Source organism: Lysinibacillus sp. NPDC097287 (assembly GCF_044761695.1).
GTDB lineage: Bacteria > Bacillota > Bacilli > Bacillales_A > Planococcaceae > Lysinibacillus.
Window position 1 is genome coordinate 197,847 of sequence record NZ_JBIWCX010000004.1, and the last position, 26,890, is coordinate 224,736.

General features: G+C 36.8%; 21 protein-coding genes, 1 pseudogene and 1 riboswitch. Of the genes and pseudogenes, 8 read left to right on the plus strand and 14 right to left on the minus strand.

What is annotated here, in order from left to right:
* Positions 1 to 186: 186 nt before the first annotated feature.
* Complete coding sequence (locus ACIQ2D_RS08390) at positions 187 to 1,446, minus strand: DUF5068 domain-containing protein (RefSeq protein ID WP_402862251.1); 1,260 nt, start codon at positions 1,444 to 1,446, stop codon at positions 187 to 189.
* Between the two features lie 395 nt (positions 1,447 to 1,841).
* Positions 1,842 to 1,951, plus strand: a riboswitch (TPP riboswitch).
* Between the two features lie 92 nt (positions 1,952 to 2,043).
* Here ACIQ2D_RS08390 and tenI point away from each other — a divergent pair.
* From tenI to ACIQ2D_RS08415, 5 genes and pseudogenes are all read left to right on the plus strand, one after another.
* A complete protein-coding gene (tenI, locus tag ACIQ2D_RS08395) occupies positions 2,044 to 2,661 on the plus strand; it encodes a thiazole tautomerase TenI (protein WP_402862254.1) in 618 nt (205 codons plus the stop codon).
* Complete coding sequence (gene thiO / locus ACIQ2D_RS08400; RefSeq protein ID WP_402862257.1) at positions 2,645 to 3,739, plus strand: glycine oxidase ThiO; 1,095 nt, start codon at positions 2,645 to 2,647, stop codon at positions 3,737 to 3,739. The genes tenI and thiO overlap by 17 nt, the downstream gene beginning before the upstream one ends.
* 42 nt (positions 3,740 to 3,781) lie before the next feature.
* Entirely contained in the window at positions 3,782 to 3,958 is a 177-nt protein-coding gene (thiS, locus tag ACIQ2D_RS08405; RefSeq protein ID WP_402862629.1) for a sulfur carrier protein ThiS, read from the plus strand.
* A pseudogene (locus tag ACIQ2D_RS08410) lies at positions 3,955 to 4,728 on the plus strand (thiazole synthase). The gene thiS and the pseudogene ACIQ2D_RS08410 overlap by 4 nt, the downstream one beginning before the upstream one ends.
* Positions 4,725 to 5,735 (plus strand): ThiF family adenylyltransferase, encoded by a 1,011-nt coding sequence (locus ACIQ2D_RS08415; RefSeq protein WP_402862260.1) that lies wholly within the window; start codon positions 4,725 to 4,727, stop codon positions 5,733 to 5,735. Before ACIQ2D_RS08410 ends, ACIQ2D_RS08415 begins: the two are co-directional and overlap by 4 nt.
* 65 nt (positions 5,736 to 5,800) lie before the next feature.
* On the opposite strand, the gene ACIQ2D_RS08420 is transcribed toward ACIQ2D_RS08415, so the two are convergent.
* The gene (locus tag ACIQ2D_RS08420) at positions 5,801 to 6,223 is read right to left on the minus strand and encodes a DUF1801 domain-containing protein (RefSeq protein ID WP_402862263.1); all 423 of its coding nucleotides are present in this window, start codon (positions 6,221 to 6,223) and stop codon (positions 5,801 to 5,803) included.
* Positions 6,195 to 7,454, minus strand: coding sequence for a YbfB/YjiJ family MFS transporter (locus tag ACIQ2D_RS08425; protein ID WP_402862266.1), 1,260 nt, complete (start codon positions 7,452 to 7,454; stop codon positions 6,195 to 6,197). Before ACIQ2D_RS08425 ends, ACIQ2D_RS08420 begins: the two co-directional genes overlap by 29 nt.
* 1,281 nt (positions 7,455 to 8,735) lie before the next feature.
* Between ACIQ2D_RS08425 and ACIQ2D_RS08430 the strand changes: the two genes are divergently transcribed.
* Together ACIQ2D_RS08430 and ACIQ2D_RS08435 are read left to right on the plus strand one after the other, a co-directional pair.
* Entirely contained in the window at positions 8,736 to 9,503 is a 768-nt protein-coding gene (locus ACIQ2D_RS08430) for a glucosaminidase domain-containing protein (protein WP_402862269.1), read from the plus strand.
* 184 nt (positions 9,504 to 9,687) lie between these two features.
* Entirely contained in the window at positions 9,688 to 9,915 is a 228-nt protein-coding gene (locus ACIQ2D_RS08435; RefSeq protein ID WP_402862272.1) for a DUF6199 family natural product biosynthesis protein, read from the plus strand.
* 169 nt (positions 9,916 to 10,084) lie between these two features.
* Here ACIQ2D_RS08435 and ACIQ2D_RS08440 read toward each other — a convergent pair whose 3' ends face one another.
* A complete protein-coding gene (locus ACIQ2D_RS08440) occupies positions 10,085 to 10,549 on the minus strand; it encodes a GNAT family N-acetyltransferase (RefSeq protein ID WP_402862274.1) in 465 nt (154 codons plus the stop codon).
* A gap of 296 nt (positions 10,550 to 10,845) precedes the next feature.
* On the opposite strand from ACIQ2D_RS08440, the gene ACIQ2D_RS08445 reads away from it, so the two are divergent.
* Positions 10,846 to 12,246 (plus strand): alanine/glycine:cation symporter family protein, encoded by a 1,401-nt coding sequence (locus ACIQ2D_RS08445; protein ID WP_402862277.1) that lies wholly within the window; start codon positions 10,846 to 10,848, stop codon positions 12,244 to 12,246.
* A 275-nt stretch (positions 12,247 to 12,521) separates the two neighbouring features.
* Here the strand turns inward: ACIQ2D_RS08445 and ACIQ2D_RS08450 are convergent, their stop codons facing one another.
* The 10 genes from ACIQ2D_RS08450 to ACIQ2D_RS08495 form a co-directional block, all read right to left on the minus strand.
* Positions 12,522 to 13,151, minus strand: a complete 630-nt coding sequence (locus ACIQ2D_RS08450) for a type 1 glutamine amidotransferase family protein (RefSeq protein WP_402862283.1) — start codon at positions 13,149 to 13,151, stop codon at positions 12,522 to 12,524.
* Positions 13,152 to 13,233: 82 nt separating this feature from the next.
* Entirely contained in the window at positions 13,234 to 14,196 is a 963-nt protein-coding gene (locus ACIQ2D_RS08455; protein WP_402862286.1) for a helix-turn-helix transcriptional regulator, read from the minus strand.
* 177 nt (positions 14,197 to 14,373) lie between these two features.
* The gene (locus tag ACIQ2D_RS08460; protein WP_402862289.1) at positions 14,374 to 14,835 is read right to left on the minus strand and encodes a hypothetical protein; all 462 of its coding nucleotides are present in this window, start codon (positions 14,833 to 14,835) and stop codon (positions 14,374 to 14,376) included.
* A 184-nt stretch (positions 14,836 to 15,019) separates the two neighbouring features.
* Positions 15,020 to 16,672: an amidohydrolase gene (locus ACIQ2D_RS08465; RefSeq protein WP_402862292.1), complete on the minus strand. Its 1,653-nt coding sequence runs from the start codon at positions 16,670 to 16,672 to the stop codon at positions 15,020 to 15,022.
* Between the two features lie 176 nt (positions 16,673 to 16,848).
* Complete coding sequence (locus ACIQ2D_RS08470) at positions 16,849 to 17,685, minus strand: YitT family protein (protein WP_402862295.1); 837 nt, start codon at positions 17,683 to 17,685, stop codon at positions 16,849 to 16,851.
* 374 nt (positions 17,686 to 18,059) lie between these two features.
* Complete coding sequence (locus ACIQ2D_RS08475) at positions 18,060 to 19,760, minus strand: methyl-accepting chemotaxis protein (protein ID WP_402862298.1); 1,701 nt, start codon at positions 19,758 to 19,760, stop codon at positions 18,060 to 18,062.
* A 379-nt stretch (positions 19,761 to 20,139) separates the two neighbouring features.
* Positions 20,140 to 20,832, minus strand: a complete 693-nt coding sequence (locus ACIQ2D_RS08480; protein ID WP_402862301.1) for an aspartate/glutamate racemase family protein — start codon at positions 20,830 to 20,832, stop codon at positions 20,140 to 20,142.
* Between the two features lie 329 nt (positions 20,833 to 21,161).
* Positions 21,162 to 22,841 (minus strand): methyl-accepting chemotaxis protein, encoded by a 1,680-nt coding sequence (locus ACIQ2D_RS08485; RefSeq protein WP_402862304.1) that lies wholly within the window; start codon positions 22,839 to 22,841, stop codon positions 21,162 to 21,164.
* Positions 22,842 to 23,010: 169 nt separating this feature from the next.
* Positions 23,011 to 23,481: a DUF2691 family protein gene (locus ACIQ2D_RS08490; protein ID WP_402862307.1), complete on the minus strand. Its 471-nt coding sequence runs from the start codon at positions 23,479 to 23,481 to the stop codon at positions 23,011 to 23,013.
* Between the two features lie 722 nt (positions 23,482 to 24,203).
* The gene (locus ACIQ2D_RS08495; protein ID WP_402862310.1) at positions 24,204 to 26,393 is read right to left on the minus strand and encodes an S-layer homology domain-containing protein; all 2,190 of its coding nucleotides are present in this window, start codon (positions 26,391 to 26,393) and stop codon (positions 24,204 to 24,206) included.
* Between the last annotated feature and the right edge of the window lie 497 nt (positions 26,394 to 26,890).

The following is a 26,890-nucleotide window of genomic DNA, read 5'->3' on the forward strand; positions in this document are numbered from 1 at the left end:
ATAGGAAAGCTAGTAGCCCATAACGGAAATCAACTTCTCATTTTAATTGTAGTGGTGCAAATTGGTTAATCAGCACATCTAAAAGAAGATGACAGCAACTGTGTGCTAATGAATGACGTTTTAAATCTAAAAGGAAAAGACTGACTCCGTTGATAAAATACGAGGTCAGTCCTACTGTCTTTTTTATTATTTTGGTAAAGTAAAGGTTACCGTATGGCCTTTAGAAATATCCTTTGCCTCTCCATCTAGAATCGGACCAAATTCCATTTCAAAAGCTTTGTCTTTCCAAATCTTCTCATATTGCTCTTTATCTAACACAAATACTTGCAAGTAATCACGAGCTTCTCCAGGCTTAAGGTTTTCTTTATTATTAGGATGTTGTAACATACCTTCATTTCTTAAATATTGAGAGCCGTTATTTACTGTAAGTTTTGTACTTAGGAAGTTCAAATCAACTTCGCTCGTATTTTTATTGTCTAGCTTATATTTCACTGTTAATAAAGCTATACCATTTTTAAAATTTCCAAACCTAGGTGCTTCTTCAGCATTTGGTGTGAATTCTGCAATTTGATACCCATCCAATACGACATTCACATCAGCAAGTTGTTTGCTATCATTGATGTCGCTTTTTTCTTTCAGCATCTTCTTTTCACCCATGTTCTCAAACGTTACTCTATCTTCATAAAAAGCCGCGTTGCTCGATATTTTTTCTGCTCCCTCACCATCCAAAGCCAGATTAAATCTACCTTTTGACCCGAAGCCTGAACCAAAATCTCCTTTTTCTGCAAATGGAACTTGAATTGGAACAGACACAGTTCCTTGCTCTTTCATTTTTGCTAAATGTGTCGTGCTAAATGAGTATGCGAAATATCCTGTTACTTCTTCACCAGCTTTTAGTAAATAATCTGTTGTGGGACTTAACTCTGTTGATAATTGCTCTTCTTTAGGCAATAATTGATTATTATTTCCATAATCTTTTTCAGCACCAGTAAAAGTCATATATAAACTAGGCATATAGTAAACGTCTTTATCCTGATCATTCTTAACTGTATACTTAGCTAAAATGACACCACCGTCTGTTTGATCTCCAAATGGGATCTTAAAATCTGTGTGAAAATCATTTAACGCTACTACTGTATATCCATCTAGTGAAATAGTGACGTTTTCCATATCATGTACTTGAGGTTCATTGTTCTCATAAAGAACCTTCGTTGTACCTTGCGTTTCTTTCTCCATATATTTAATTAGTGAGGAAAAGTCATTCACACCTTTTGTTTCTTTATTAACATCTTCAGTGTCTACTTTTTCAGGCGTTTCTTGATCGGTATTAGCCGTCACTTCTTTTTTCTCTTCTTTTTTTGCTTCTTCTTCACTCTTTCCACAACCACTAACCATTAGTACAGTAACCATTAATAACGAAAAAAATACAAATAATTTTCTTTTCATTTTCACCCTCCAATGATGATATATCTACAAATTAAGCCCTGAACTAACCTTTATATTACAAATAAGGAGCCTGTTGACATCTTAATCCACCACCAGGGTAGAATTCAATATTTTCTGGAAATTTTATACTACTGAATCAATTTTATTCCATATTTTGTTTATATAAAAATACATAATAACCAATCAATAACTTGATAGTGGTGATTTTATACAATTTATCTGTTTATCACATTAAATTTTATCTTTCATTAACGAAAAAAGTCCTGATTTTATTAGAATTTTCTGATTTATGTTGAAATTTTTTTATCTTTATGATACTTTAACGAAGTATTAACCACAGCGAAATTACATTTGATACATGCAACTATTTACTATTTTAAGATAAAACTCTTCAATCAATTCACTAGGGGATCCCTTGATAAGGGCTGAGAATAAAGTAGCTACTTTTAAACCCTCATAACCTGAACAGATTCGTATCTGCGTAGGGAAGTGTTCATTGTTTTTGTGCTTTTTTGCGTGCAATTAACAAAACCACTTTCCTTTTACCTAAGGTTAGTGGTTTTTTTGCGTTGATTTAATACAAGGGAGCAAACAATTATGAAACTTATTGCCATATCTGATGATTCACATACAATTTACGAATTGGCTAGTAAAATTTCTAGCATCCATCATCTTGTCGATTACATTCACATTCGTGAAAAATCAAAAACGGTCCATGAAATTCTGTCACTCCTAAATCTTTTAGCACAACAAGGCGTAAACAAGGAAAAAATCGTTATTCATGATCGCTTAGATATTGCTTTACTAACTGATAACCCAAACATTCATCTACCATCGCATAGCCTTCCAGTGAAACAAGTCAGAGCTGCCTACCCTCACTTACGGATTGGTCGTTCTGTTCATTCAATAGACGAAGCCAAACAATCGGAGGCTGATGGCGCAGATTATGTGCTATATGGGCATTGCTTTGAAACAAACTGTAAAGAAGGTAAAGTGCCTAATGGTGTACATACCATCATCGACATAAAAAAAGAGCTACAAATCCCAATCTTCGCTATAGGTGGCATTACATCAGAGCGGGTACACCAGCTCCGAGAGGCACAAGCAAATGGAATTGCCATTATGTCTGGTATTTTCGCTTCAGACAATCCTTATGAATCAGCATTAATATTTTCGAAAAAATGTCAGGAGAATGCACATGAAAACAAAATATGATGTGGCAGTCATTGGCGGAGGCATTATTGGTTGCTCCATCGCTTACTATTTAGCCAAAGAAAACATCGATGTGGCTGTTTTTGAAGAAACACAAATTGCTAGTAAATCAACGCGTGCCGCTGCAGGAATGTTGGGAGCCCATTCAGAATGCGACGATCTTGAAATTTTTTACCCTTTTGCTCGAAGTAGTCAATTAGACTATTTCCAGCTCCAGGATGAGTTAAAGGAGCTTAGTGGTGTAAATATCGAACTAAGAAAAGGCGGGATTTTTCAGCTTGCTTACTCGGAGCATGAAAAAGATGAGCTTAGTGCCACCCTCGCCCTTCCCACGATCAGCTGGTACGACTGCACTGCAGTTAGGAACAGAGAGAATTCTGTATCAGAAGATATTATTGGTGCAGCTTACATTGAAGATGATGTCAATGTGCTCCCTCACTCTACCTGTCTAGCATTTAGTAAAAGTGCTCAAGTGTTTGGCGCTTCTATCTTTGAATTTACGCCCGTTCTTGCTATTCAAAAGGAAGATGATACTTACACGATTAAAACAAATAAAGGCACTTTCCAAGCCAAGACTGTTGTTGTAGCAAATGGTGTTTGGAGCTCAAGCTTTTTCCACCAACTTGGGTTACATCATACACTCTCTCCTGTCAAAGGTGAATGCATCTCTGTTTCAAGTGAACAGCCGCTTCTAAAACACACATTATTTCATGAACACTGCTATATCGTACCGCGAGATAATGGCAGGTTGGTAATTGGGGCAACTATGGTGAAAAATGATTGGCATGAACAGCCGACACTTGGAGGTTTGGAAAGTCTCATTGCAAAAGCCAAAACGATGCTCCCAACTATCACTGATTTGAAAATCGAATCATGTTGGGCAGGGTTACGTCCCCAAACCTTTGATAAAAAGCCATTTATCGGCTACCACCCTGAGGATGAGGACATTTTATTTGCCACAGGTCATTTTCGCAATGGCATCCTGTTAGCACCTGCTACAGGACAAATGATTCGGGATTTGATTGTCAAAAAAGACGTTAGAAAAGACTGGATAGAAGCCTTTAAAATTAATCGTATATAAGGGGGTGAAATCGTGCGTACTATTCAATTAAATGGGAAGTCTATGGAACTACCAGAAACTATACATTCGATTCAGGACTTGCTTCAGTTGTATGAGTTAGAAAACCGCATAGTCGTGGTAGAAGTGAATAAAGAGATTGTCTTAAAAAAACAATACGCTTCACTGACATTGTCAGACCGAGACACAATAGAAATTGTACATTTTGTAGGAGGAGGATAATAATGTTAACGATAGGAAATCACACATTCAAATCAAATCTTTTACTAGGAACAGGGAAATTTCCTTCCTTTGAGGTTCAAAAAGAAGCTGTAGAAGTTTCTGGGGCTGAAATTTTAACATTTGCAGTACGAAGAATGAATATTTTTGAACAATCTCAACCTAATTTTCTTGAACAACTAGATCTAACTAAATAAAAGTTACTACCAAATACAGCTGGCGCAAAAACTGCAGAAGAAGCCGTTAGAATTGCCAAATTAGCACAAGCTTCAGGCTTATGTGACATGATTAAAGTCGAAATAATTGGCTGCGATAAATCGCTATTACCAGACCCAGTTGAAACATTAAAGGCATCTGAAATGTTATTAGCAGAAGGATTTATCGTACTACCCTACATGTCCGATGATGTTGTCTTAGCCAAAAGATTAGAACAACTAGGCGTTCACGCAATTATGCCTGGTGCTTCACCGATCGGCTCTGGTAAAGGGCTGGTTAATCCATTAAACCTTCAGTTTATTATTGAACAATCATCTGTTCCTGTCATTGTAGATGCTGGGATTGGTTCTCCAAAAGATGCTGCTTATGCAATGGAATTAGGTGCTGACGGTGTATTACTTAACACAGCTGTTTCAGGAGCGAAAGACCCTGTAAAAATGGCACTCGCGATGAAGCTCGCGATCGAAGCAGGACAACTTGGTTACCAAGCTGGTAGAATAGCAGAAAAAAACTATGGTGAAGCGAGTAGCCCCCTATCTGGGATGGTGACTTCTTGAATACCCGCTATCAAAAACAGGCACTTTTTTTAGGAAATAAGGGGCAAGCTCAACTACAAAATGCACAAGCTCTAATTATCGGTGCAGGCGCCCTAGGTTCTGCTAGTGCCGAAATGCTTGCCAGAGCTGGAGTCGGAACATTGACAATTGTAGACCGTGATTATGTGGAATATAGCAATCTACAAAGACAACAGTTATATACTGAAGCTGATGCTCGCGGTAAACTGCCAAAAGCAGTCGCTGCCAAAACTCGTTTACAGCATATTAACAGCGAGATTACAATTAACAGTCACATTGTTGATATCAATGCGTCTAATATTGAAGCATTAGTAAAAAATCAGTCTATTATTATTGATGCGACAGACAATTTTGAAACAAGAATGGTTATCAATGATGCGGCGGTTAAACATAGCGTTCCATTTATATTCGGTGCTTGTGTAGGGAGTTATGGTTTAACCTTCCCTATTCTTCCCGGTCAAACTCCCTGCTTGCATTGTCTCATGAATCACTTACCACTTGACGGTATGACTTGTGATACAGTTGGTGTGATTAGTCCAATCGTTCAGATTATTGCTTCATTTCAAGTGACACAAGCACTCAAGCTACTCACTGACCATAAACTTGACCCAACGCTACAGTCACTCGAAATTTGGAAAAATGAAAAAGCAGAAATAAATATCGCAAATATGAAAAATAAGAATTGCCCAACATGTAGTGAGCATGCAACTTTTCCGTATTTATCATTTGAAAACCAAACAAAGACAGATGTTTTATGTGGTCGAGATGCCGTGCAAATTCGCCCTGGCTCCCCTCTTCCTCTATCCATCAATTATTTAAGTGAACGCATAAGACCACTTGTGACACAAGTAATCGTCAATCCCTATCTACTCTCCTGCTCTTTCGAAGACTATCGGGTAGTGATTTTTAAAGATGGCCGCGCGATAATTCATGGCACAAACGACGCTTCAAAAGCTCGCACCGTTTACAACCGAATTATTCAGTTATGAGATTTTGATTAAAAAAATGCGATAAGCCTTGATCCAATGGCTTATCGCATGCAAATTTCACGCTTTCATTTTTCGGGATATTGGTTCTGTGTAAATACAACCGATTTGCTGATTAACTCCTTTAAAACGTCTGTATCAATATCGTCTACTTTGTTAATGTAGACACATGCTTTTCCAGACGTATGCTTGCCGAATCTTGCGAGTAGCGCTTCACGTTCAGGATCGTCAGGTGCAAAATACAAACTAATTTTTGCTTTACGTGGTGAAAAAGCAGCAAGTGGTGCATCACCTTCATGACCTGTTTTATAAACATAATGATACGCGCCGAATCCAATAATGCTCGGCCCCCACATTTTCGCTTGATATCCCGTTACCTCAGCATATAAATCAAGTAATCTATAGGCATCCTCACGTTTTTTGGGGCTATCTATTTGTTCAATAAATTCAATTACGCTTACATCAGTTTCCTTCATTTTGGGTTCGTACATGTTGTTTCGACTCCTCACCTAGTTTATACAATCCTTTACTCTCAGCATATCCGTTAGACCGCTTCTTCTGCAATCTTAACGAAAATAAAAAAGCTAGCAGTAACAGTCCACTGCATAAAAGCAACGCGGATGAGATGCCACCGACATGATCGGTCATCCAACCGCCAAGACCAGGCCCAAGAAGCTGTCCTACTGCGAAATATATCGTTACATAGCCTAAAGCAACAGGCGCATATGAGGCATGAATTTGCTCTGTTGACAGCGCTTGAATAAGTGATAACATACCGACGACCGTGATACCCCAGAAAAATTGACTGATGACAAATCCAATGAATACAGGGAAAATCACCGGAAGCAGCATGGACGTTGCGCCAGTAACAAGTGTAATAATTAACGACTTTCTTCGCCCGATTTTATCAGAAATCGATCCCCATAATGGACCGCTAAAAATCGACATCAATCCACCAATAGCCATAATTTGGCCCGCCGTATACGGATTAATCTTGGATTCTAATATAAAACTGAACAAAAAACTTTGTGGAATTAAATACGCAAACCCAATAAGCCCATAAATAATCGCGACAAGAAGCACACCCTTATGTAGATACACTTCCCGTAACAAAGATTGATCCTTTTGTTCCTTTTTTAATAAAGGGATGGGGGGATCCCGCAATATAAACAGGGCCACCAGTGCAAATAACAATGACAAAATCCCATAAATATACCAGAGATACCGCCAGCCATCGTTTGTAAACAAAGTCGTGAAAAAAGGGATTAACAAACTCGAAATAAGTGTTCCAAGTCCGAGACCACTAACAAGAAAACCAATCATCATCCCCCGCCGCTGCGGAAACCAGCCGACCACAATATTTACCAGTGGTGTATAAGTAAAAGCGGTTCCAACCCCAAGAATACTCATCCCCACCAAGCTTGCCCCATAGCTTTGAACCGTTCCTAAATACAGTAAACCTGCCGCAACAAGTACTGTACCGAAAACTACTAGCCTCCTAGATCCCCATTTTGTCGCTAGAATTCCCGCAAAAAGAACCATCCCTAAATAACCAATTGAATTCATCGTTGCCAACATGCCCGCCTGTTCGTATGATAGCGACAAACTTTCTTTCATAAAAGGCATTAGAACTCCGTAGGACATTCGCCCAAAACCCAGTGTACTAATCGTCACCACGAGACTTGCAAACGCATACTTCCAAATATGCTGCTCCTGATTCATTGGACCACCCCAATCCGCTTAATCAATCATTTACGCCTCGGCGTAATTGTACCTGCCGCTACGCTTTCGGTACAAAAAACAATGCGTCCAGATTTTGAATTGTGCTTAGGCCTGCCTGATGCAGGTTAGTCAGCTATTGTCGCATGGATGCGACGTGGTTAGGCTGACATCCTCCTAGCCCTTCAAAACCTGTGAGATCCGCCGGAGGCTTTAGGCCAACATGATGTTGGCGCAGGACACGGCTTTTTTTAGCCAGAGTTCCACTAATCAGCCTTGTTTAGATGCCCACTGAAAAAAGGCTAAAACCACCTTTATCTCACCAACTATAGAGGTTGGATTTTTCTGCTGCATAAAGATAAAACCACTTTTTGGTAATACTACCTTCTACTATAACAAAAATACGCTCGAAAAAACCGATTATTCTTAAATTAATAGATTTTACCCTATAATACCAACCAATTGCTAGTTACTGGTAAGATATCTTCTGCTAAAACAAGCACACCTCCAAAATTTAATAGATAAATCGTACCAAGAGATGCTACTTGTTTGAAAGGGGCTTACAAAAAAATGCGATAAGCGCTGATTTAACGGCTTATCGCATACTAATTTTCGAATTAAGATTGTTCTGCCCACTTAGTGCCTTTTCTTTCCGAACAGAATTTTATGAATACCAGATTCTTGTATTCGGCTACTCTCTATCCAATCATTATGTCTATAAAATTCATTGGCTTGATGATTATTTTCAAAACTTTCAAGTTCCAATTCATCGTAATCCTTAAATAATTCTGTTTCCATTTATCGAAGTAGTGTCGTTCCTAATCCCTTTCTGTGATAGTGATAGTAGTCTATCATCATTAAATCAATGAGATTCTTTTTACAAACAGAGAAATCGACTATACTTTCACCTAACAATAGTATGAAACAATCATTAATATTTTCTTGCATATATAGGTCAGGTAACCCACTATCTATATACGAATTAACCGCTTCTTCTCCTAAAAAGATGGTTAACCGTCTTTAATGGTTCTTCTTGATATTTCCTGTAAAACTTCTAAGTCTTCTATCTTCGCTTTCCTTATCATTGTATTCAATCAATCTACTCCTAACTTTATTAAACGATGCTATAGATTGTGCCACATTATTCTTGTAGACATGCATATTTCGAAACCATTTTACTTCCCAATTCGTTATAATAACTATAAACGCTATCAGAAAAAATCGATTTTTTGAGTGTAAAAGAAAGGAGGAAGGTGTTGCAAAGCTTCAACATCGACAAACTACATGAAGGTATTACGCAAACTACTAATAGGTATGATTGTTTTAGGATCCGTTATCGGTATTTCTACGTTTATGATCCTACAACTATTCAATTACACGTTTAATCAAGCAGACAAGGCTGGTTCGGACTACATCGAAGAAGGACCAACTGTCGAAGAATTCATCGGTGAAATTGCAGAAACTGCCCGTAGGCTTGGCGAAGAAAATGATTTATATGCTTCCGTCATGATTGCACAAGCCATTTTAGAAAGTAAATCTGGACAAAGCGGGCTGGCTTCATCTCCAAACTATAATTTATTTGGTATAAAGGGCAAGTATCAAAACGATTCAGTAGTACTCGAAACCTCTGAAGATGATGGCACTGGCAACTTGTCAACCATTAGAGCTGAATTCCGCAAGTATCCTTCCTACGAAGACTCCTTAAAGGATTATGTAAATTTACTTCGCAACGGTGTCTCTTGGAACAAACAGTTTTATTCAAATGTTTTTAAAAGCAATACAACCTCTTATAAAGATGCCACAAACTATTTAACAGGTTCTTACGCTACTGATTCAAGCTACCATGAAAAGCTCAACCAACTTATCGCACAATATGATTTAGAACAATATGACAAACCGATACAAAGTAAAAAAATAATTCAAGTAGAAGATGGTGACTCCCTTTCGTTAATCGCCCAAGCACATAATGTCAAAGTCACATCCATCAAGCAATGGAATCAACTAAACTCAGATACTCTTGAAGCTGGACAGACATTGAATATCTATCAATAGATGATTGAATGCAAATAATGGATTAAAGGCTGAACGAACTATTTCTATCCGCGTTCAGCTTTCTTATTTGCTGAGCGTTTTTAGAATAGCTTATCTAGATATAGTCAATAACAAAAAAATCATCAGGTATTTATTTGAAACCGTTATTAGGATTCATTTGTAAATATGTGGAAGAGGTGAATTTATGAGTGAGTTTATAATTGCATTAATCTTGTCAATTCCGTTATACACGATCTTTATTTGGAGTTATTTTAATCCAGAGGAAAGCTTACTACTGGGGGAACGTTGGAAATATAAAGAAGAGCCAGATTTCTCCGACGATGCTATTAAATCGGTAAAAATCCGCTCAACATTAGGTATAGTAATAGTTACTTTGGCTTTAATAATTTGGCTTATTCTTCTTTTATTATAAGAAGTACTTTGCAGTATATAAACAAATGACTGATAATTACATTTCTACTATTTAAAAATGACCCTACTTTTTTATGTAAATAAAAAATGTACACTACTAACCTCAAATAGTAATGTACATTTTTTGCAATGTTTGGAACCTTATAAATTAGTTATTAAGATGTCTTCATTCAATTTTTCTCACATATTAGTAACTCCATCACAACCCCTACAACTGGGCCACTATCATCAATTTCACCTGTTAAGCGGAAGCCGAACGATTCATATATCTTCATCGCTAGCTTGTTATCTGGATGTAGACTTAAATAAATTTTTTTACAATCATATAATTGCTGAAAATGCTCGATTAACAAAACTAAAAATCGTTTTGCATAGCCTTTTCCTTGGAACTTTTGGTCGATCATAAAGCGGTCTAGCCATACACTTTCCTCTTTTTCAGAATACCAGCCATACATTGCATATCCGACAAGTGTTTCTCCGTCATACAATCCTATAGACGTTCCTTTTCCTTCATACAATGACTCTGCTAAAGAAAATGCATTGCTTTCAATAAATTCCTGCTGATCTTGTGCTACTTCTAAAGCAGCGACTGCACGCCAGTTATTCGGCGTTACTTCACAAAAGTGAAGATTCATAGTTCCATCTCGCCTTCTAAATTTTCCAGTACCCTATCCTATTAAAGTTCTATTCAAGTATAGAAATAGAATACTTAAGATTATTTATTTTACAGAACTTCCTGAATAGCTGTCAAATTGTACACATAAAGATTGAATAGATTATTAAATCGTACTTTTCTCCTTTTTGTGAATTGTTAGAATATAAACCTAAAGACGGTATTTTAGTTATCAAAACAGCATTTTTTTGCTTTTAAGTTGATTGTTTATTCAAAAATAGTATAAAATTAGAGCTATGCAAAAAAGGAGGCAGATATATGGAATGGATTGAAAATTTAGTTAATGAAACCAATAATGTTTTATGGACCTATATATTAATCGTATTACTACTAGGTGCTGGATTCTATTTCACAATAGGAACTAAATTTGTACAATTTCGATTGTTTGGTGAAATGTTCCGATTGATTGTAGAGAAAAAGGATAAAGACGAAGGTGTCTCTGCGTTCCAGGCATTTACTATTAGTACCGCTTCTCGCGTAGGTACAGGAAATATTACAGGGGTTGCACTTGCTATCGGAGTTGGTGGACCTGGAGCTGTCTTCTGGATGTGGTTAATAGCTATTATCGGGATGGCAACTGCATTTATTGAAAGTACACTTGCTCAAGTTTACAAAGTACGTGATGGTGACACATTCCGTGGTGGACCTGCTTACTACATGGAAAAAGCGCTAGGACAACGTAAATTGGCAATTATTTTCAGTATTCTTTTAACATTAAGCTTTGGCTTTATCTTTAATGCCGTACAATCCAATACAATTGCTACTTCTGTTGGTGAGGCATTTAATATTAACCCAGCTATCATCGGGGCTATATTAGTTGTGCTAACAGCTATGATTATTTTTGGTGGCGTACATAGAATAGTGAAAGTTACTCAAGTAATTGTCCCTGTGATGGCCATATTCTATTTACTTATCGCGCTATACGTGATTGCAACAAATATATCGGAAATCCCAGGAGTCTTCAATCTAATCATTACTCAAGCATTCGGACTGCAAGAAGCAGCCGGTGGAGCTCTTGGGGTAGCGATTATGCAAGGTGTACGCCGCGGTTTATTCTCAAATGAAGCTGGTATGGGTAGTGTCCCAAATGCTGCTGCAACTGCAAGTTCTTCACACCCTGCTAAACAGGGGCTCGTGCAAAGTCTTGGCGTATTTTTTGATACGATTATCATTTGTTCGGCAACTGCATTCATTATTATTTTAGCAGGTCTTTATAGTACAGGGGAAAGTAACGGAATTGTCCTGACTCAAAATTCTCTTGCTGTACATGTAGGAAGCTGGGCTCCATACTTTATCGCAATTGCCATTGTATTCTTCGCGTTTAGCTCGATTGTAGGAAATTACTATTACGGGGAAACAAATATCGAATTTATGAATGCACATAAAGGTTGGTTGACTGGTTACCGCATTCTTGTTCTAGCAATGGTGATGTTCGGTTCTGTTGCACAAATTTCTCTTGTATGGAACTTAGCTGATTTATTTATGGGTATGATGGCCATGATAAACATTATCATCATTGTGTTATTAGGTCGAATAGCTTTCCGTGTGTTAGACGACTTTACGAAGCAACGTAAACAAGGGAAAAACCCAGTGTTTTATGCTAAATCTATTCCAGGATTAAAAAACACAGAATGCTGGGAAGAAGAAGATCACAAATGATTTATGACGTGCAGGTAAATGCTGCACGTCTTTTTTTATGGATGTTTCCTCAAAGTTTGTCACTAATTAAATCATAGGTTTCAATACAACATAAAATCAGATTTAATAAAGGGTATTGATTTATATTAAAATAGTAGTATTAAACTAAGAGGGCCTATTGAAGAAAGGTCTTCCGTTATTTGAATACTAATTCTTACTAAAGATTCTACTTATAATATAGTTCTTCATACTAATGCTAAGTCGATATTTTCAATGTAAATTATTTAACTGATTAACTATTTGATAGAATTCATTAACTCGAAGAAGTATTTTGGTTCATGAGTCTTATAAAGGCTAAACCATGAATGTAATGTTTCTGGTGCAAATACATCGAGCACCTTCAATACATGCATCGCAAATTCCAATGGAGCTATTCCTGATGCAGTAATTAAATTCTTATCAGTTACTGCTGGTTCCATTTCATAATAATTTTCTCCACTATAATTAGGACAAATCATTTTCAGATATTCTAAATCGTTGCTTGTATGCTTTCTTGAATCTAACAATCCCACCTTTGCTAGCCCCACTGTTGCACCACAAATCGCCGCAACAACTGTTCCTTCTTTTAGAGATTTAGAAACTTTTTTCAATATGGGTTCGTGAATTTCCTCTAACCAAGTATTCCCCCCTGGAAGGACTATAAGATCAGTACTTTCCAAAATACACTCTTCAATAGATATCCTAGGTAGTATTTTCACCCCTCCCATTGTAGTAACTGGATTTTTATCAATACCTACTGTAACCACCTCTAAAGGCGCTATTTCTTTTTTAAAATATCTTCCCGAGTTGAGTTCAGCAATTAAATAACCTACCTCCCAGTCTGACATCGTATCAAATACATAAAGATACACTTTTTTTGTAAGCATAATACGCACTCCTTTTGTAATAAATTGATTGATATACCCTATTATAAAAAAACTTTACTGACATCCTCCGTCAGTAAAGTTTTCAAACTTGATAATAATTAATCAACTCATATAGAACTTCAATAATCTTTTGCTTCAAACTTATTGGTTCAATTACTTGAATAGATTTGCCATAGGGTAAAAGTAAATTAGGCACATATGTATGAATTGCTTCTTCTTCTAGTAGAAATATCACTTTCGTTGAAGTCCGTTCTTTGAAATGATGTCCTAAAAACCAATGCTGGCATAAGTTATCCAACGCACTTGTCTTCCCACTAAGCACTAGCGGTATTAGCTTTTGCTTCTCTTCTACTTTAGGAAGTAGGTTTTTCATAAAAAATTCACTGGCCGAAAAATTCTTTGGACGATTGAAGGTAAATTCTGTTTGAATGATACTGATAATTCGAACCACTCTAAAACTGCGCATTTCATTCCTAAGATGACAAAATGCAATGACATACCAGTTGTTTTTCCAATAAAGAATTCCATATGGATCAACAATCCTACGTTTAGTGTGCTCTTCACGACTTGTATGGTATTCAATTTCTACAGATGTTTCGTTTACTATACTTTGCTCTAATTTCTTCAATATTGGCTCCATAGATAATTTTCCAATCGGACTTATTACTTCAAGCCCTTCTAACTGTTGCTTGACCATCTTCTCTTGCTCTTGAGTTGAATATATTTTTAGCTTTGATGTTGCGCTGTTTAATGCTTCCCCTGAAAAATATCCAGCTTCTTTTGCAAAATCAGCAGCATGTAGTAATGCAGTTTGCTCATCAACATCAAAAAGAAGAGGACTATCAATAAAATTATTCAGTAGGGTATATCCCCCATTATGACCTGTTTCAGATATAATCGGCACACCACTGGCAGAAAGTGCATCAATATAACGGTAAACAGTCCTTATATTAATCTCTAACTTTTCAGATATCTGTTTTGCAGTAATCTTCCTACCTGCATTCAACATCCATAGAATTGCCATCATGTTATCAATTTTAGCCATACGATTCCACCTCATTATTCACTCTATTAAGGTCAGTCAATCCCTTGTTTAGATGGAGAAATGAAACTACAAGATACCTCCTCTACCTTATTCAACAACCTCAAATATAATTGCAGTCTCCTAGTTATATCTTGTGTCTTCCCCTTTAATATCAAAATCTGTACGTCCTTCAATTTTTTACTGTCCAGGAGGGAAATTCATTTCAGCCATTTGAAAAAATTCTTCTTCTGTATACACATTTCCACCCTTTAATCCGTCATATGTTCCACCAGAGAAGTGAAATTGCTCTGTAATAGTTTGCCCATTTTCGATTGGCGTCATGTTATCTGATAAAGTCATCATAGCATCGTATCGATAATCGGTTGACAAATTCGTCGTATTTAGCAATACCCACGAACCACCATGTCCAAGTTCTACTTTATCATCACCCTTATAAGTGAGTGCAGCGACAATATTCGGCTTTTCTCCCGACTGATATTGAGCCTTCTCACTAGTTAAACGAAAAGTAAATAACTCCTGCTCCACTTCACTTCCCACAACATTGTCATCTTCTTTTTCATTATTTGATACATTCTCTGCAGTTTCTGAACTACAAGCAGTTAAAAATATTGCCAGTAGTATTGTAATTAATAAACGCAAATTATCTTCTCCTCTTTCAAGTGGTGCTTCTTTATTCTATCTATTATAGAATACTATTCAATAAGTTTTCTAAAAAATATTTATTTAGTGAAAAAGGGCCGTCTCAATCGTACTCGAGACGCCCTTTTTGTATTTCAAATAATTTCTAATACAAGTATTTATATACAACAAACTGTATATTTTATTAAGTAGTTCTAATCTTCCCTTGTCCATATACTGGACGTCCATCAATATACGTAGCAAGGATGGAAATATCCTTTATTTCCACTGGATTTACGGTAGTCGGATCCGCTTCTAATACAGCAAAATCAGCATTTTTACCAATCTCAATACTTCCTGATACATCTTCATCAAAATTCATTTTGGCGCCATAGCTAGTCATGGATTTTAATGCTTTTTCTACATCAATACGCTGGTCAGCTCCCAATACATAGCCGTCCTTCGTGAAGCGATTAACAGCTGCCCACACAGAAAACAACGGTGAAATAGGCGTGACTGGACAATCTGAGTGGAGCGTAAACAAAAGATTGGCATCCACTGCTTCATGCAATGGACTAATACGCTTTGCCCGTTCAGGCCCAAGAAAGATTTGTCGATGTCTATCTCCCCAATAATACACATGATTAATGAAGAAAGAAGCAGCAACACCAAGCTTTTGCATCATTGCTATATCTTTTGGTGTAGCTGTTTGCACATGTTCAATACGGTGACGGTGATCACGTTGACCACCATTTGTAAGTGCATATGAATAGGCTTCTAATATTGAACCAATAGCTCGGTCGCCATTTCCATGAGTAGCGATGCGAAAACCACGTTGATGAAGATCCAATACCAATTTATTTAGAACTTCTTGCTGATGAATCAATTCACCAGTAATATCGGGATTTTGATAATAGGGTTCTCGTAATGCCCCTGTAAAGGCTTGAATAGAGCCATCTTGAAACAACTTTGCACTATCTAATTTAGCCCGACCACCGGATTTCTCTTGAATTTCTTGATTCAGTTGAGCAGCAGAATACTGGCCGAAAATCTCTCCATCATTAAGTAGATGATGCATAATCATTAACTGCGTTCTCATAGGATTAATGCTTTTTTTAGCTGCTTGTATATGGGCTTCAAAATCATCTTTTCCAGAGATAGCTGCATCTGTATTCGTCGTTATTCCTTGTGCTACATAATCTTGAGCAGCATTTCGTATGGATTGGACCAAATCACCAACTGTTCTTTTCGGTAAAACATTAGTGATAGGTTCCATTGCATGGTCATAAAGAACGCCATTAAGTTGCCCTTTCTCATCTCGACCGAAATGACCTCCAGGAGGGTCAGAGATATCATTCCTTATCCCTGCTATTTGCAGAGCAAGTGAATTCACTGTAGCCACATGTCCAGAAATATGCGTAATAATTACAGGATTATGAGGAGCGACTTGATCTAAGTCTTCGCATGTGAGATGCCGTTTTTCAATAATCAATGTATCATCATAGCCAAAACCTTTAATCCATTCGCCGTCTGGTAATTCCTTTGCTTTTGTACCAACAACCGCTAAAACATCTTGAATAGATTTATGAAGTGATGGGCTACAATCTAACTGCTCCTTTAGCTCGCCATACATTAAAATGTGATTATGCGTATCAATAAATCCAGGTATAAGCGTAGCCCCTTGCAAATCAACAACACTTGTTTGAACAGATAGGTTAATTTCACCTTTAGCTGGTTCACCTTCTGCCCAAATACCAATAATTTTCCCATCAGATACAGCGACAGAACCAGCACGGCGGTTTTGGCTGTCTAAAGTCAATACATTAGCGTTCTTGATAAAAAGATCTATTTTACTCATTTCTACCCTCATTTCTTATCTACTCTTTATAAAAAATCTATCAAAGCAGGCCCTTTTCTTAACCTTTAATATGTGCACGATCAGTTATCATTACCGCAAACACTTCTTTATTGGTACATATACTAGATGAGAAACAATATCCGTTTTCATTTGAGACCATTCACGAGTCTTCAACATCAGCTAACTTTAAAACCATTGCCCAATACATCACGGACATCATGTACGACAACAAACGCCTGTTCATCTACACTGCTGACAGCTTTTTTCAATTGCATTAGTTCCGGTTGGTTAATGACAATATAAAGAACTTCTTTTTGATTCTGGCTATAGCCACCACGACCTTCTAGAATTGTCACACCACGCGTCATATTGTCTATGATGTATTGGCGAATCTCCTCTGAATGATCGGAAATGATTGTCACTGCCGTACGGCTATTCAATCCTTCAATCACATAATCAATCACTTTTGCACCTATGAACACAGCCACTAGTGTGTACATGGCCTTTTCCTGCCCAATAATAAAAACAGATGCTGCAATAACGACGATATCAATGACAAGAACACCTTTCCCTAAACTCCAGCCTAAATATTGATTGGCTAGCCGGGCCAAGATGGCTGATCCTCCTGAAGTCCCGCCTGCCCTAAACATCATCCCTAGCCCAAGACCCACAAAAACGCCCGCGAATAGAGCAGCCAGCAAGGTGTCACCATTTACCTGATATCCCACGTCTTCTGTCATGTACAGAAATAGTGACGAAAAAATAATGCCTAGTACTGTATAAATTGTCGTCTTTTTGTCGAAAAACTTATAGCCTAACGCTAAAAGAATAGCATTGATGCCAAAGTTCACTACACCTGGCGACCATTCGAATAAATAATAGGTGACAACGGTAATCCCAATGACTCCGCCTTCTGATAACCGGTTCGGGATTGCGAAATAGTTAATGCCAATCGCGAATATTAGGGACCCTATGATGATTAAAAGTATTTCTTTGATGCGATTTTGTAACATATAATGCCTCCAGTAAACTAAGTCTGTCAAAATTCATTATGTAGTTCTTTTTAGCTTTCCATGTGAGGTGATTTGCTCCTCGAATCAATACAAGAAGCACCTGTATAACTATTGGTAGTATGTTCATTTTTTTAATATAGACACCCGAAAAAAATTAAGAGGCATAGAAAACTTACTTCCTTTGAAATTTCAATGTTTATTCCAATGCAAATTGCATATTTTCTTCAGATAGGAAGTTATTTGCTAATAATTCTAAAAACATAAAAAACCTTACTTTTCGCTTCCCTTCTCACAAATAAAAAGCACTACAAGTCTATTTGCTCTTCATCATTGAGAGACACTTCGACATGTAGTGCTTTAGTATATTATTTGATCTATAATCTAAACTTACGCACCATCTCTTGTAGCTCAGATGATAACTGACCTAAAGTTCGTGCAGAAGTCGAGATTTCTTCCATTGTTGCATTCTGTTCCTCTGCTGCTGCAGCAACTGTTTGTGCTTTACCAGACGAATTTTCTGATAAAGTAGATACTTCATTAATTTGCTCTTTTATACTAAAGGTATTTGCACTTAATTGTTCAATAAATGCAGAAATATTTTCAGTTTGACTAGATACATCTTCAATCATCGAAGAAATCCCTTGGAAGTTATCTTCTGATTTCTTCACTAATGTAATACCTTCATTGACGTTAGTCGTCGATTTTTCCATCGCGCTTATTGCTTCAGTGACTTCATGTTGAATTGATAAAATGACCTCACGAATTTGATTGGCTGCCACTGATGAATTTTCTGCTAATGTTCTGACTTCATCTGCTACTACAGCAAACCCTTTCCCATACTCGCCAGCCCTTGCTGCCTCAATTGCTGCATTTAATGCTAGGAGATTTGTTTGATCGGCAATTGCTGTAATCAGCCCTACAATTTGACTAATTTCGGTTGATTTTTCGCCTAACGATTGAACGACTTTTGATGTCGTGTCAGAAGAATGTTGGATGTTCATCATCTGTTTCATCGTTTGATCCATCATGTTTGACCCAACTAAAGTGTACTCCTTAGTTGATACTGCTAAGTCCGATACTGCTAGAACCGAAGAAGTTGCCTGGTCCATCCCTGCAACCATTTCAGAGATTGCTTCATTACTAGTTCTTGCACCTTGAACTTGTTGGTCTGCCCCTTCTGAAACATCTACCATAGCTCTTGTAATTTGTTCTGTCGCTCTAGTTGTTTCGTCGGCACTCGCAGACAGTTCTTCAGAAGTAGAGGCTACAGTTTGAATATGCTCTTGTAAACTCCCAATTAAACCTTTAAAATTTGCAAGCATACTATTAAAATCAGTCCCAAGTTGACCAATTTCATCTCTATTATTGATATTTACTGGTTCAATTGCTAAATTTCCATCTGCTAATTGTTTAGCTTGTTCTGATAACAATTCGACAGGTCTTTTAATCGCACGAACAAAGAAATATATAATCCCAATCGTCAATAGAAGAGAAACAACACTCGCTGCAATTTGAAAAATAAACGTACTTTTAAATTCAGCTGTCCCCTGATTGTGAATTTCTTCGGATTGTTGATCGAGTATAGCCATTAATTCATCAAGACTTTCTTGCATTTTTTTAAAGATAGTATCTACTTCATAATATTTTTGTATCGCTTGTCCCATATCACCAGCGATGTTTAAACGAATTGTTTCACTATTCAACTCTACTAAATTATCCCAGTCCGATTTAAACTGTTCAAATACTGCTTTTTTCTGATCTGTTTCCACATCTTCATTATATAAAGTCAAAGATTGGTCGATTTGCTTATTAATCGCCGCTACTTCTTCAGCATATTGTTCTTTATATGGTAAATCTTCAGCAATCAAACTTTGCTGAGTGCTAATATACATGTTATCAGTTTGAGTCTTAATTTGATTCAACAAGTTTATTTCTGGAATAATATAATTGTTGAGTGTCGTTGTATTTTCATTCAAAGTAAACGCGCTTTTTATAGCAATCCCACTCATCAACAATATTATGAGCATAATGATGGAGAATGAAATCCCTACTTTTTTTCCAATTGTCCACTTCATGATTTTTCCCCCTCAAAGTATGTAAAAAATAATCTCAAAGTAATCCTTTACTATATCGACTGTCATCGGCGATTCTTTAGTCTTTTATAGAGCATATTTTACTAGATTTACATTTAGGTATATTGGTATATTATCTATTTCAATTACTCCTTTTGAAATTCTACTAGGAAACAGGTATAAATCTTTCCGGGGAATAGCTTACATCTGCGTGAATGAGTATTTCTTTGGCATTTTGGATTTCTACTTTCCTTTAACAGAGCGGCCCTTTGACTTCACGAATCATTTCTTCCCTTAACGAAGCGGTCACGCGCCACCTCGATTATCTACATTTATACAAAAATCTCCATACTATCTTTCTGGCATGGAGATTTTCATGTTTTTATTTTTTAATTGCTTGATTTACTGCTGCAATGGCATGGATCACAGTTGTATCAAAAACAGGTACGCTTACTTCATCTTGTTTAATGAGTAAACCAATCTCCGTACAGCCAAGAATAATGCCTTGTGCCCCCTCTTCAATTAACTTTTGCATAACTTGTAAATAGTATTCTTTTGATGACTGTTCAATAATTCCTAGACATAATTCTTCATAGATAATACGATTGACGCCATCCCGTTCCTCTTCATACGGCACAATAACTTCTATTCCCTGCTCTATGATTTTTGTTTTGTAAAATGCTTGTTCCATCGTATATTTCGTACCGAGTAAACCGATTGTTTTTAAACCCGCTTTTTGTATTTCTTTAGCTGTAGCATCTGCAATATGTAAAATGGGAATGTCGATTTTCCCCTCAATTAAATCAACAACTTTATGCATTGTATTTGTACAAATCACAATGAAATCAGCACCTGCTTTTTCTAAGGAATATGCCGCTTCTCCTAATACGGTCCCAGCCTTTTCCCATTCCCCTTGTGCCTGATAATGCTCAATTTCTTGAAAATCTACACTATACAAAATGCATGTTGCGGAATGCAAACCACCAAGTTGTCGCTTCACTTCCGTATTGATAAGACGATAATATTCAGCTGAAGATTCCCAGCTCATTCCACCAATCAGTCCAATTGTTTTCATTCTATTCCTCCTAAAATGTATATTGAGCGTTTATTTCAAATAATCATCTAGTTGCCGAAACTAATGTCAACTTCCTGTTCAAGTTATGCGCCACTCCCCAATGTTGAGCGACCTGTTGCCAAACTTGAGCGACTTCTCTCCATTGTTGAGCGACCTGCTGCCAATCTTGAGCGACTCTCCTCATATGTTGAGCAAAACTCTCCCGACTCAATGCCAAAACCCTATTTATTACATTTAATTCCAAGGAATTTCAACAGAAATAATTTCTTATACAATAAATCCCCAAGTATCTCACTATGAAGTTCACTGATACTTGGGGATTCATTTTATTAGTATTTAAATGACTGGATCGATTCTTGCAGATCAATCGCCATTTTGGAAAGGTGTGTGGAAGCCGCGGCTACTTCTTCCATGGCGGCGTTTTGTTCTTCAGAAGAGGCTGCGACACTTTGGACGTTGCCACTTGATTGCATTGAAACTTCGCTAATATAATCGATTTCTTTTACAAGCTTTTCAATATCTTGATGAATTTCTCGAATGGCTGCTGTTACAGCTAGAGTTTGCTGTTCTACGTCGTCGATGGCACCGTCAATTTGAAGGAAATTATCACGTGCAACGTTTACTTTTTCACGTCCGACTGTTACGGAGTCGTTGCTTTGTTCCATATCTTCTTCAATAATACGAGTACTCTCCGTAATTTGAGCAACTACTTTTTCGATATCACCTGCTGCTAGATTTGATTCGTCCGCCAGCTTTCGAACTTCCTCCGCCACGACAGCAAAGCCTTTACCATGCTCGCCGCTTCGTGCCGCTTCAATCGAGGCATTGATGGCTAGTAAATTTGTTTGTGTGGCAATGCTCTTAATGACATTAACGGCAGAAGCAATCGCTGCTGTATTATCGTCTAAATCTTTCACACGTGTAGTTAGCTCAGCTGTGTTATCGGATATTTCATTCATTTGATCAATAACATTTCGCACTGATGCACGTCCAGCACTCGCCATATTTTTTGTGGATCCTGTCGCATCATTGACATTTTCGATGCTTGTTGAAATCTCATTCATTTTTTGTAAAATATGAGAAGATAGACCCTTCACATCGGCTGTCAAAGTATCCTGCTTTTCAATTCCTTGTGCAATATCTTGAATAGATTCTGTAACGACTTCAGTTGCTTGCGTTACTTCCATACTGCTCGCAGTCAGCTGTTCAGACGTTGCAGCAACTTGTTCGGACGAATCCCCGACTTGCTTCATCGTATAACGCAGTTTCTCAGACATTTTGTTAAAGGATTTGGCCAGTAGTGCAAACTCATCCTTTGTTTTAAATTGGAGATGCGTTTTTAAATCACCGTTTGAAAACTTATCCATTTCCGCAACAGTTTGTTGAATGTTTTTCGCTACTCGACGACCAAAAACTGTCGCAATAATGATGCTAACCAGCAATGAAACAATTAACAAACCACCAATTTCTTTCGCACTCAGTAACCCCTGGGCCTTCGTTTTAGCGATATTTGCCATCATATCTTCATTTTTTGCTGTAGCCATCGATTTCCCGAAAACGACTAGCTTTTGTGAGCCATCACCAAGAACCGGTAAAGCTAATTGCTGTGCCTTTTCTTTATCTCCACTTTGAAAAAGGGGTACTATGTCCTCATCAATCGGCTTTTCCCACTCACTTAGCTGCACTAAAAACTTTTCAAACTCTGCGTCATTTTGGCCTAAATCTTTAATGCGCTTAATAGAACTATGTAAAGTATCACGAATTTCATTATGATTTTTTAGCATTTCTTCCTTACCATATAACATGTACCCTCGAATTGCTGCATTCGCACGCACAGTCTGGAAAGAAATATCATTATATAGATGAATTAGCTCAGTATCCTTCTCAATTGTTGCAAGTGTTTTACTATTTGAATCTAAATAATATATAGAGATCCCTGCAATCAAAATAAGAAATGTTAATACGATACCAAAAGCAAATTGTAGCTTACGTTCAACTGTAAGTTTCATAGTGCACCCTCTATTCCTAAATCTGTATAGTCCTATCGAGTATATCGCATGTCTTTATTTCCTCCTATGGCCCTTCTAGCAATTATATAAAATAATAGAAAACATATGACAAATATAAAAACTCCTATCAAATTGCATTGACTTTTCTAAGGATTATTTTACTAGTTATTTACCAAACGCTCCATTTAGTCCGACCATCGTTTTCTTCAGTTAAATATTGAAGGTCGTCAAATTGCTGAGCCTTTGCATGATTATATAGCTTCTCAATTAATTGTGGATTTTTGCAATAAAAATTAAAATACGTACAGTCCGTGAGTAAAATAACAATTTCACAATCACTTTTCAAAAAATCCTCATACGTAGTTATCGCTGTAAACTGATCACTTGGATAGCCTTGCAAGTCCACAAAAATCGTGTAATACGTATTTTTGTGGAGCCTCTTCTGTAAATCTGCTCCATCAATTCCTCGCTCATAATCATCATCAGAGAAAAACGATTCAGCGAAATTATTCTGTTCTACAAAATAAGCCTCACTATTGCCAAGCTTCCACACATGCTTTGCTAAATCCACCGGTGCTAATATATTCCCTAAACTTTGCCCATGTTCGTTAGGAATGCTACACCCAATTCCTCTATACATCTTCTTCACCTCACATTCGAAATCACACCTGTATAATTCCGTTTATCCTGTTTTTTCGCACCGTAGTACTCATCATTTGGCGATAGATCGGTAAACTTTGTACATCAACTTCGTATTCCTTTGTATAGCCCTCCTATTGCTGCTTGAGTAATTGGTGTGGCAATAATTGCACCCATCATTAAATCGATTATTAATGCTTCCTGAAATAATTTTTGATTCTTCACCTGCCCATCCCCTTACTATTTTTATATTCTACTACTAATAATACGTTAAACCACTTTTTTAGTTTCGGAATTTTCCGTCAACAAATTCTATTACTTGGGTTGACAATAAAATATTATTATAGATACCTTGATGCAGAAACTTATTCGCAAAATCACAGCTAGTAACTATTAACCGCCTTTTTATTCCTATTAGAAATTAAAATACCCTAATCACTTTGCTGGTACCGTATTATCTTGTTTTTTTGCATATTGAATTACTTCTTGAATGATTTTGTAGAATATAAAAAATCCAAACACCTTTAGTTAGATGTTAGAGCTCATTCAAGAATAATATAGATTAATCTTTAGCATTATTTCAGTTATATAAAAGAAAAGATTGGCAACAGATTCTCCTATATTAAACAAACATAAAGTTAATTCACTATACTGTTAAAATAAATATTCGAAAAAGGCTTAGGTTTCCCTAAGCCTTTTTCGAAGTTTACTTATTCATATGAATTAGTTAGTTGCTTCAATTGATGTGAAATCTAATTCATTAAGATTTACATCTTTTACAATTGCACCATCAGCTAGCTTCACTGTGATACCTTTTGCGATATCTTCAGCTGATAATGATACTGTTACTACTACTTCTTCAGCTGCTGTAGTTACTGCTGCTGTAGTTACACCTTGAAGAGCATCTTGAGCGTCGCCTACAAATAATTCAAATGCATTTTCACTTACTGTTACTGCTTCTGAGAAAGTAAGTACTAACTCAGTTACAGGATCTGCAGATGTGTCAGCATATTTTGCACTTACTACTGTTGGTGCAACGTTTTCTTTCATATCAGCAACTGTTTTAGTTACTGTATTCATTACTACACCATTTTTAGATTTTACGTTTTCAATTGTAAGGTCACGGTCACCATCTGTAGTGTTCGTACCTTTTTTAAGTGTTAATGTTACTGTATTAGCAACACCGTTTTCATCATCACTTAATTCAGCATTTTCGATTTCTAAGTCTTGAATTGAGTAGTTTTCTTTTGTTGTTGCAGAAACCTCTTCAACTTCCATATCGAAAACAACTGTTACAGTATTGCTATCTGTAGCTGTTACTGATGTCACTTCTGGCGCTACGCTGTCTTTATCACCATTAGTGAATTTCACTGATGCTGGGTTAGGGTCGATTAGGTTACCAGCTTGGTCTTTTGCATCAGTAACTGTAGCTGTAATTTCTGTACCAATATCAACTGAACCATCAATTGTTAATACTACTGCAGAATCGCCTTCAGTGAATGATGTAGTAACTGCCACTGGGTCATCATTAGCGTCTGTAAATGTCCAGTTACCTTCAACAGACAATGGCTCAGAGAAGTTTACTTTTACTTTAGAAGTGTTTACTTCCTCTACATTTGTGATTGTTGGTGCAGTTGTATCTTTACCAAAATCAACGCTACTAGATTCGTATTTTACGATAGCGTTACCGTTCGTATCTTGTACGCCATCGATGATGATATCGTAACGGCCTTCGAATACAGTTTGAGCGCCACCGTTTGTTGCTTTACCTGCTGTAATAGTTAATGTTTTACCATCTTGAGATAATTCCCCAGTACTATTTTCAACTTCATGACCATCTAAAGATCTAAATGTAACATTTTTCACCGCTTTAGTTGTAGAGTCAATTACTGAATCTTCATCTACAGCTTTATTGAATTCTACTACAGCTTGAGTAGCGTTAATTACGTTTACTGAACCTACAGCTAGATTTAAAGCTTCAACTTCAAATGCAGGTGCAGCAACGTTGTTTACAGTATAAACAACAGATTGATTAGTAGTTTGTTCTGCTGCTACTTGGTCAACTGTTAATGTAACAGTTAATCCATCTTGAGAAAGAGCTACTGCTGAAGGTGTTACTTCTGTAGCTGTACCACCATTGATTGCTTGAGTTACTTTGAAATCTTCTACAGCAACATCTGTTGCCACATCTGCTAATGTAACAGTTAGTGTACCGTTAACTGCAGTTACTGAGTCTACCTCTACACCCGCTGGAGCAACATTTGTAATTGAGCGGTGTAAGAATGACGCGAATTGACCACGAGTTAAAGAGTTTTTCGGATTAAATGTAGTTACATTTGTAAGTTTTGCATATTCTAATGCGATGATCGCTTCACGATTTTCGTCAGCATTTGCTTTATCTAAATCTGTCATTTGAGATTGGAAGTTAGCTGCTTTATAGTCAGCTACTAAATCAACATTATATACAGTTTTTAGAGCACGTACTAATACAACAGCCATTTGCTCACGAGACATGTTGTTTACGTGCATTAATTGATTGTTAGAACCTTTGAATATGCCAGCATCCTTAACAAGTGCTGCGTATTGTACTAATTCTTCGTCTGCGAAATCTACTGGTAAGTCAGAGAAACGAGCTACAGTTTTGTAGTCCGCTGGAATTTGGTACCCCTCAGAGACTAACCATTTACCTAATAATTTTGTTACATTACCACGAGTTACAATAGCATTTGGTTTGAATGTACCATCAGGATAACCGCTGATAATTCCAGCGTCAGCTAATGCTAAAATTGCATCCTTGTGATCATTGTTTTCGATATCTGAAAAGCTTGCTGCGCTTGCTACTGGTACGATTGCTGATGCTACTAATGCCGCTGATGCTGCGCTAACAATCCATTTATTTTTAATTTTACTCATAATAAAACCTCCAAATAAATTTTTTAAGTGATTATTAGTTTAGCCATCTATGTGACTACGAGAAGATTATAAGAGCAAAAGATAAATAGGTCAAAGGTAATATGTAGTGGGAGTATAATGGCAACAAACTGTCGGTATAGATATAGTTCTATCATTATCTATACTCAAAAAAACAACAGTTCTAGTGCATCGTTTTGTTAAATTTTATTGTGTATAAAATCCATAAATTACGCAGAAAACTAAAATTTAGAGGTAAATATTTGCGGTATATTTTGGATATCACTAATGAACAATTATAAAATGGATTATCTAATTTTAAATTTCCATGAAGATTAATGTTGCCTTTGTATGCCTGAACTAAGTGAGGATATCTATGAGGATGGTGATCTTAGAGGAGAATTTTTTGATGAACAAGATATAATGCGATTTTCTATTTAAGAAAATATAAAGATAATAGCAGCTGATTGTACATTAGGTGACAAACAAATAGCAAAATC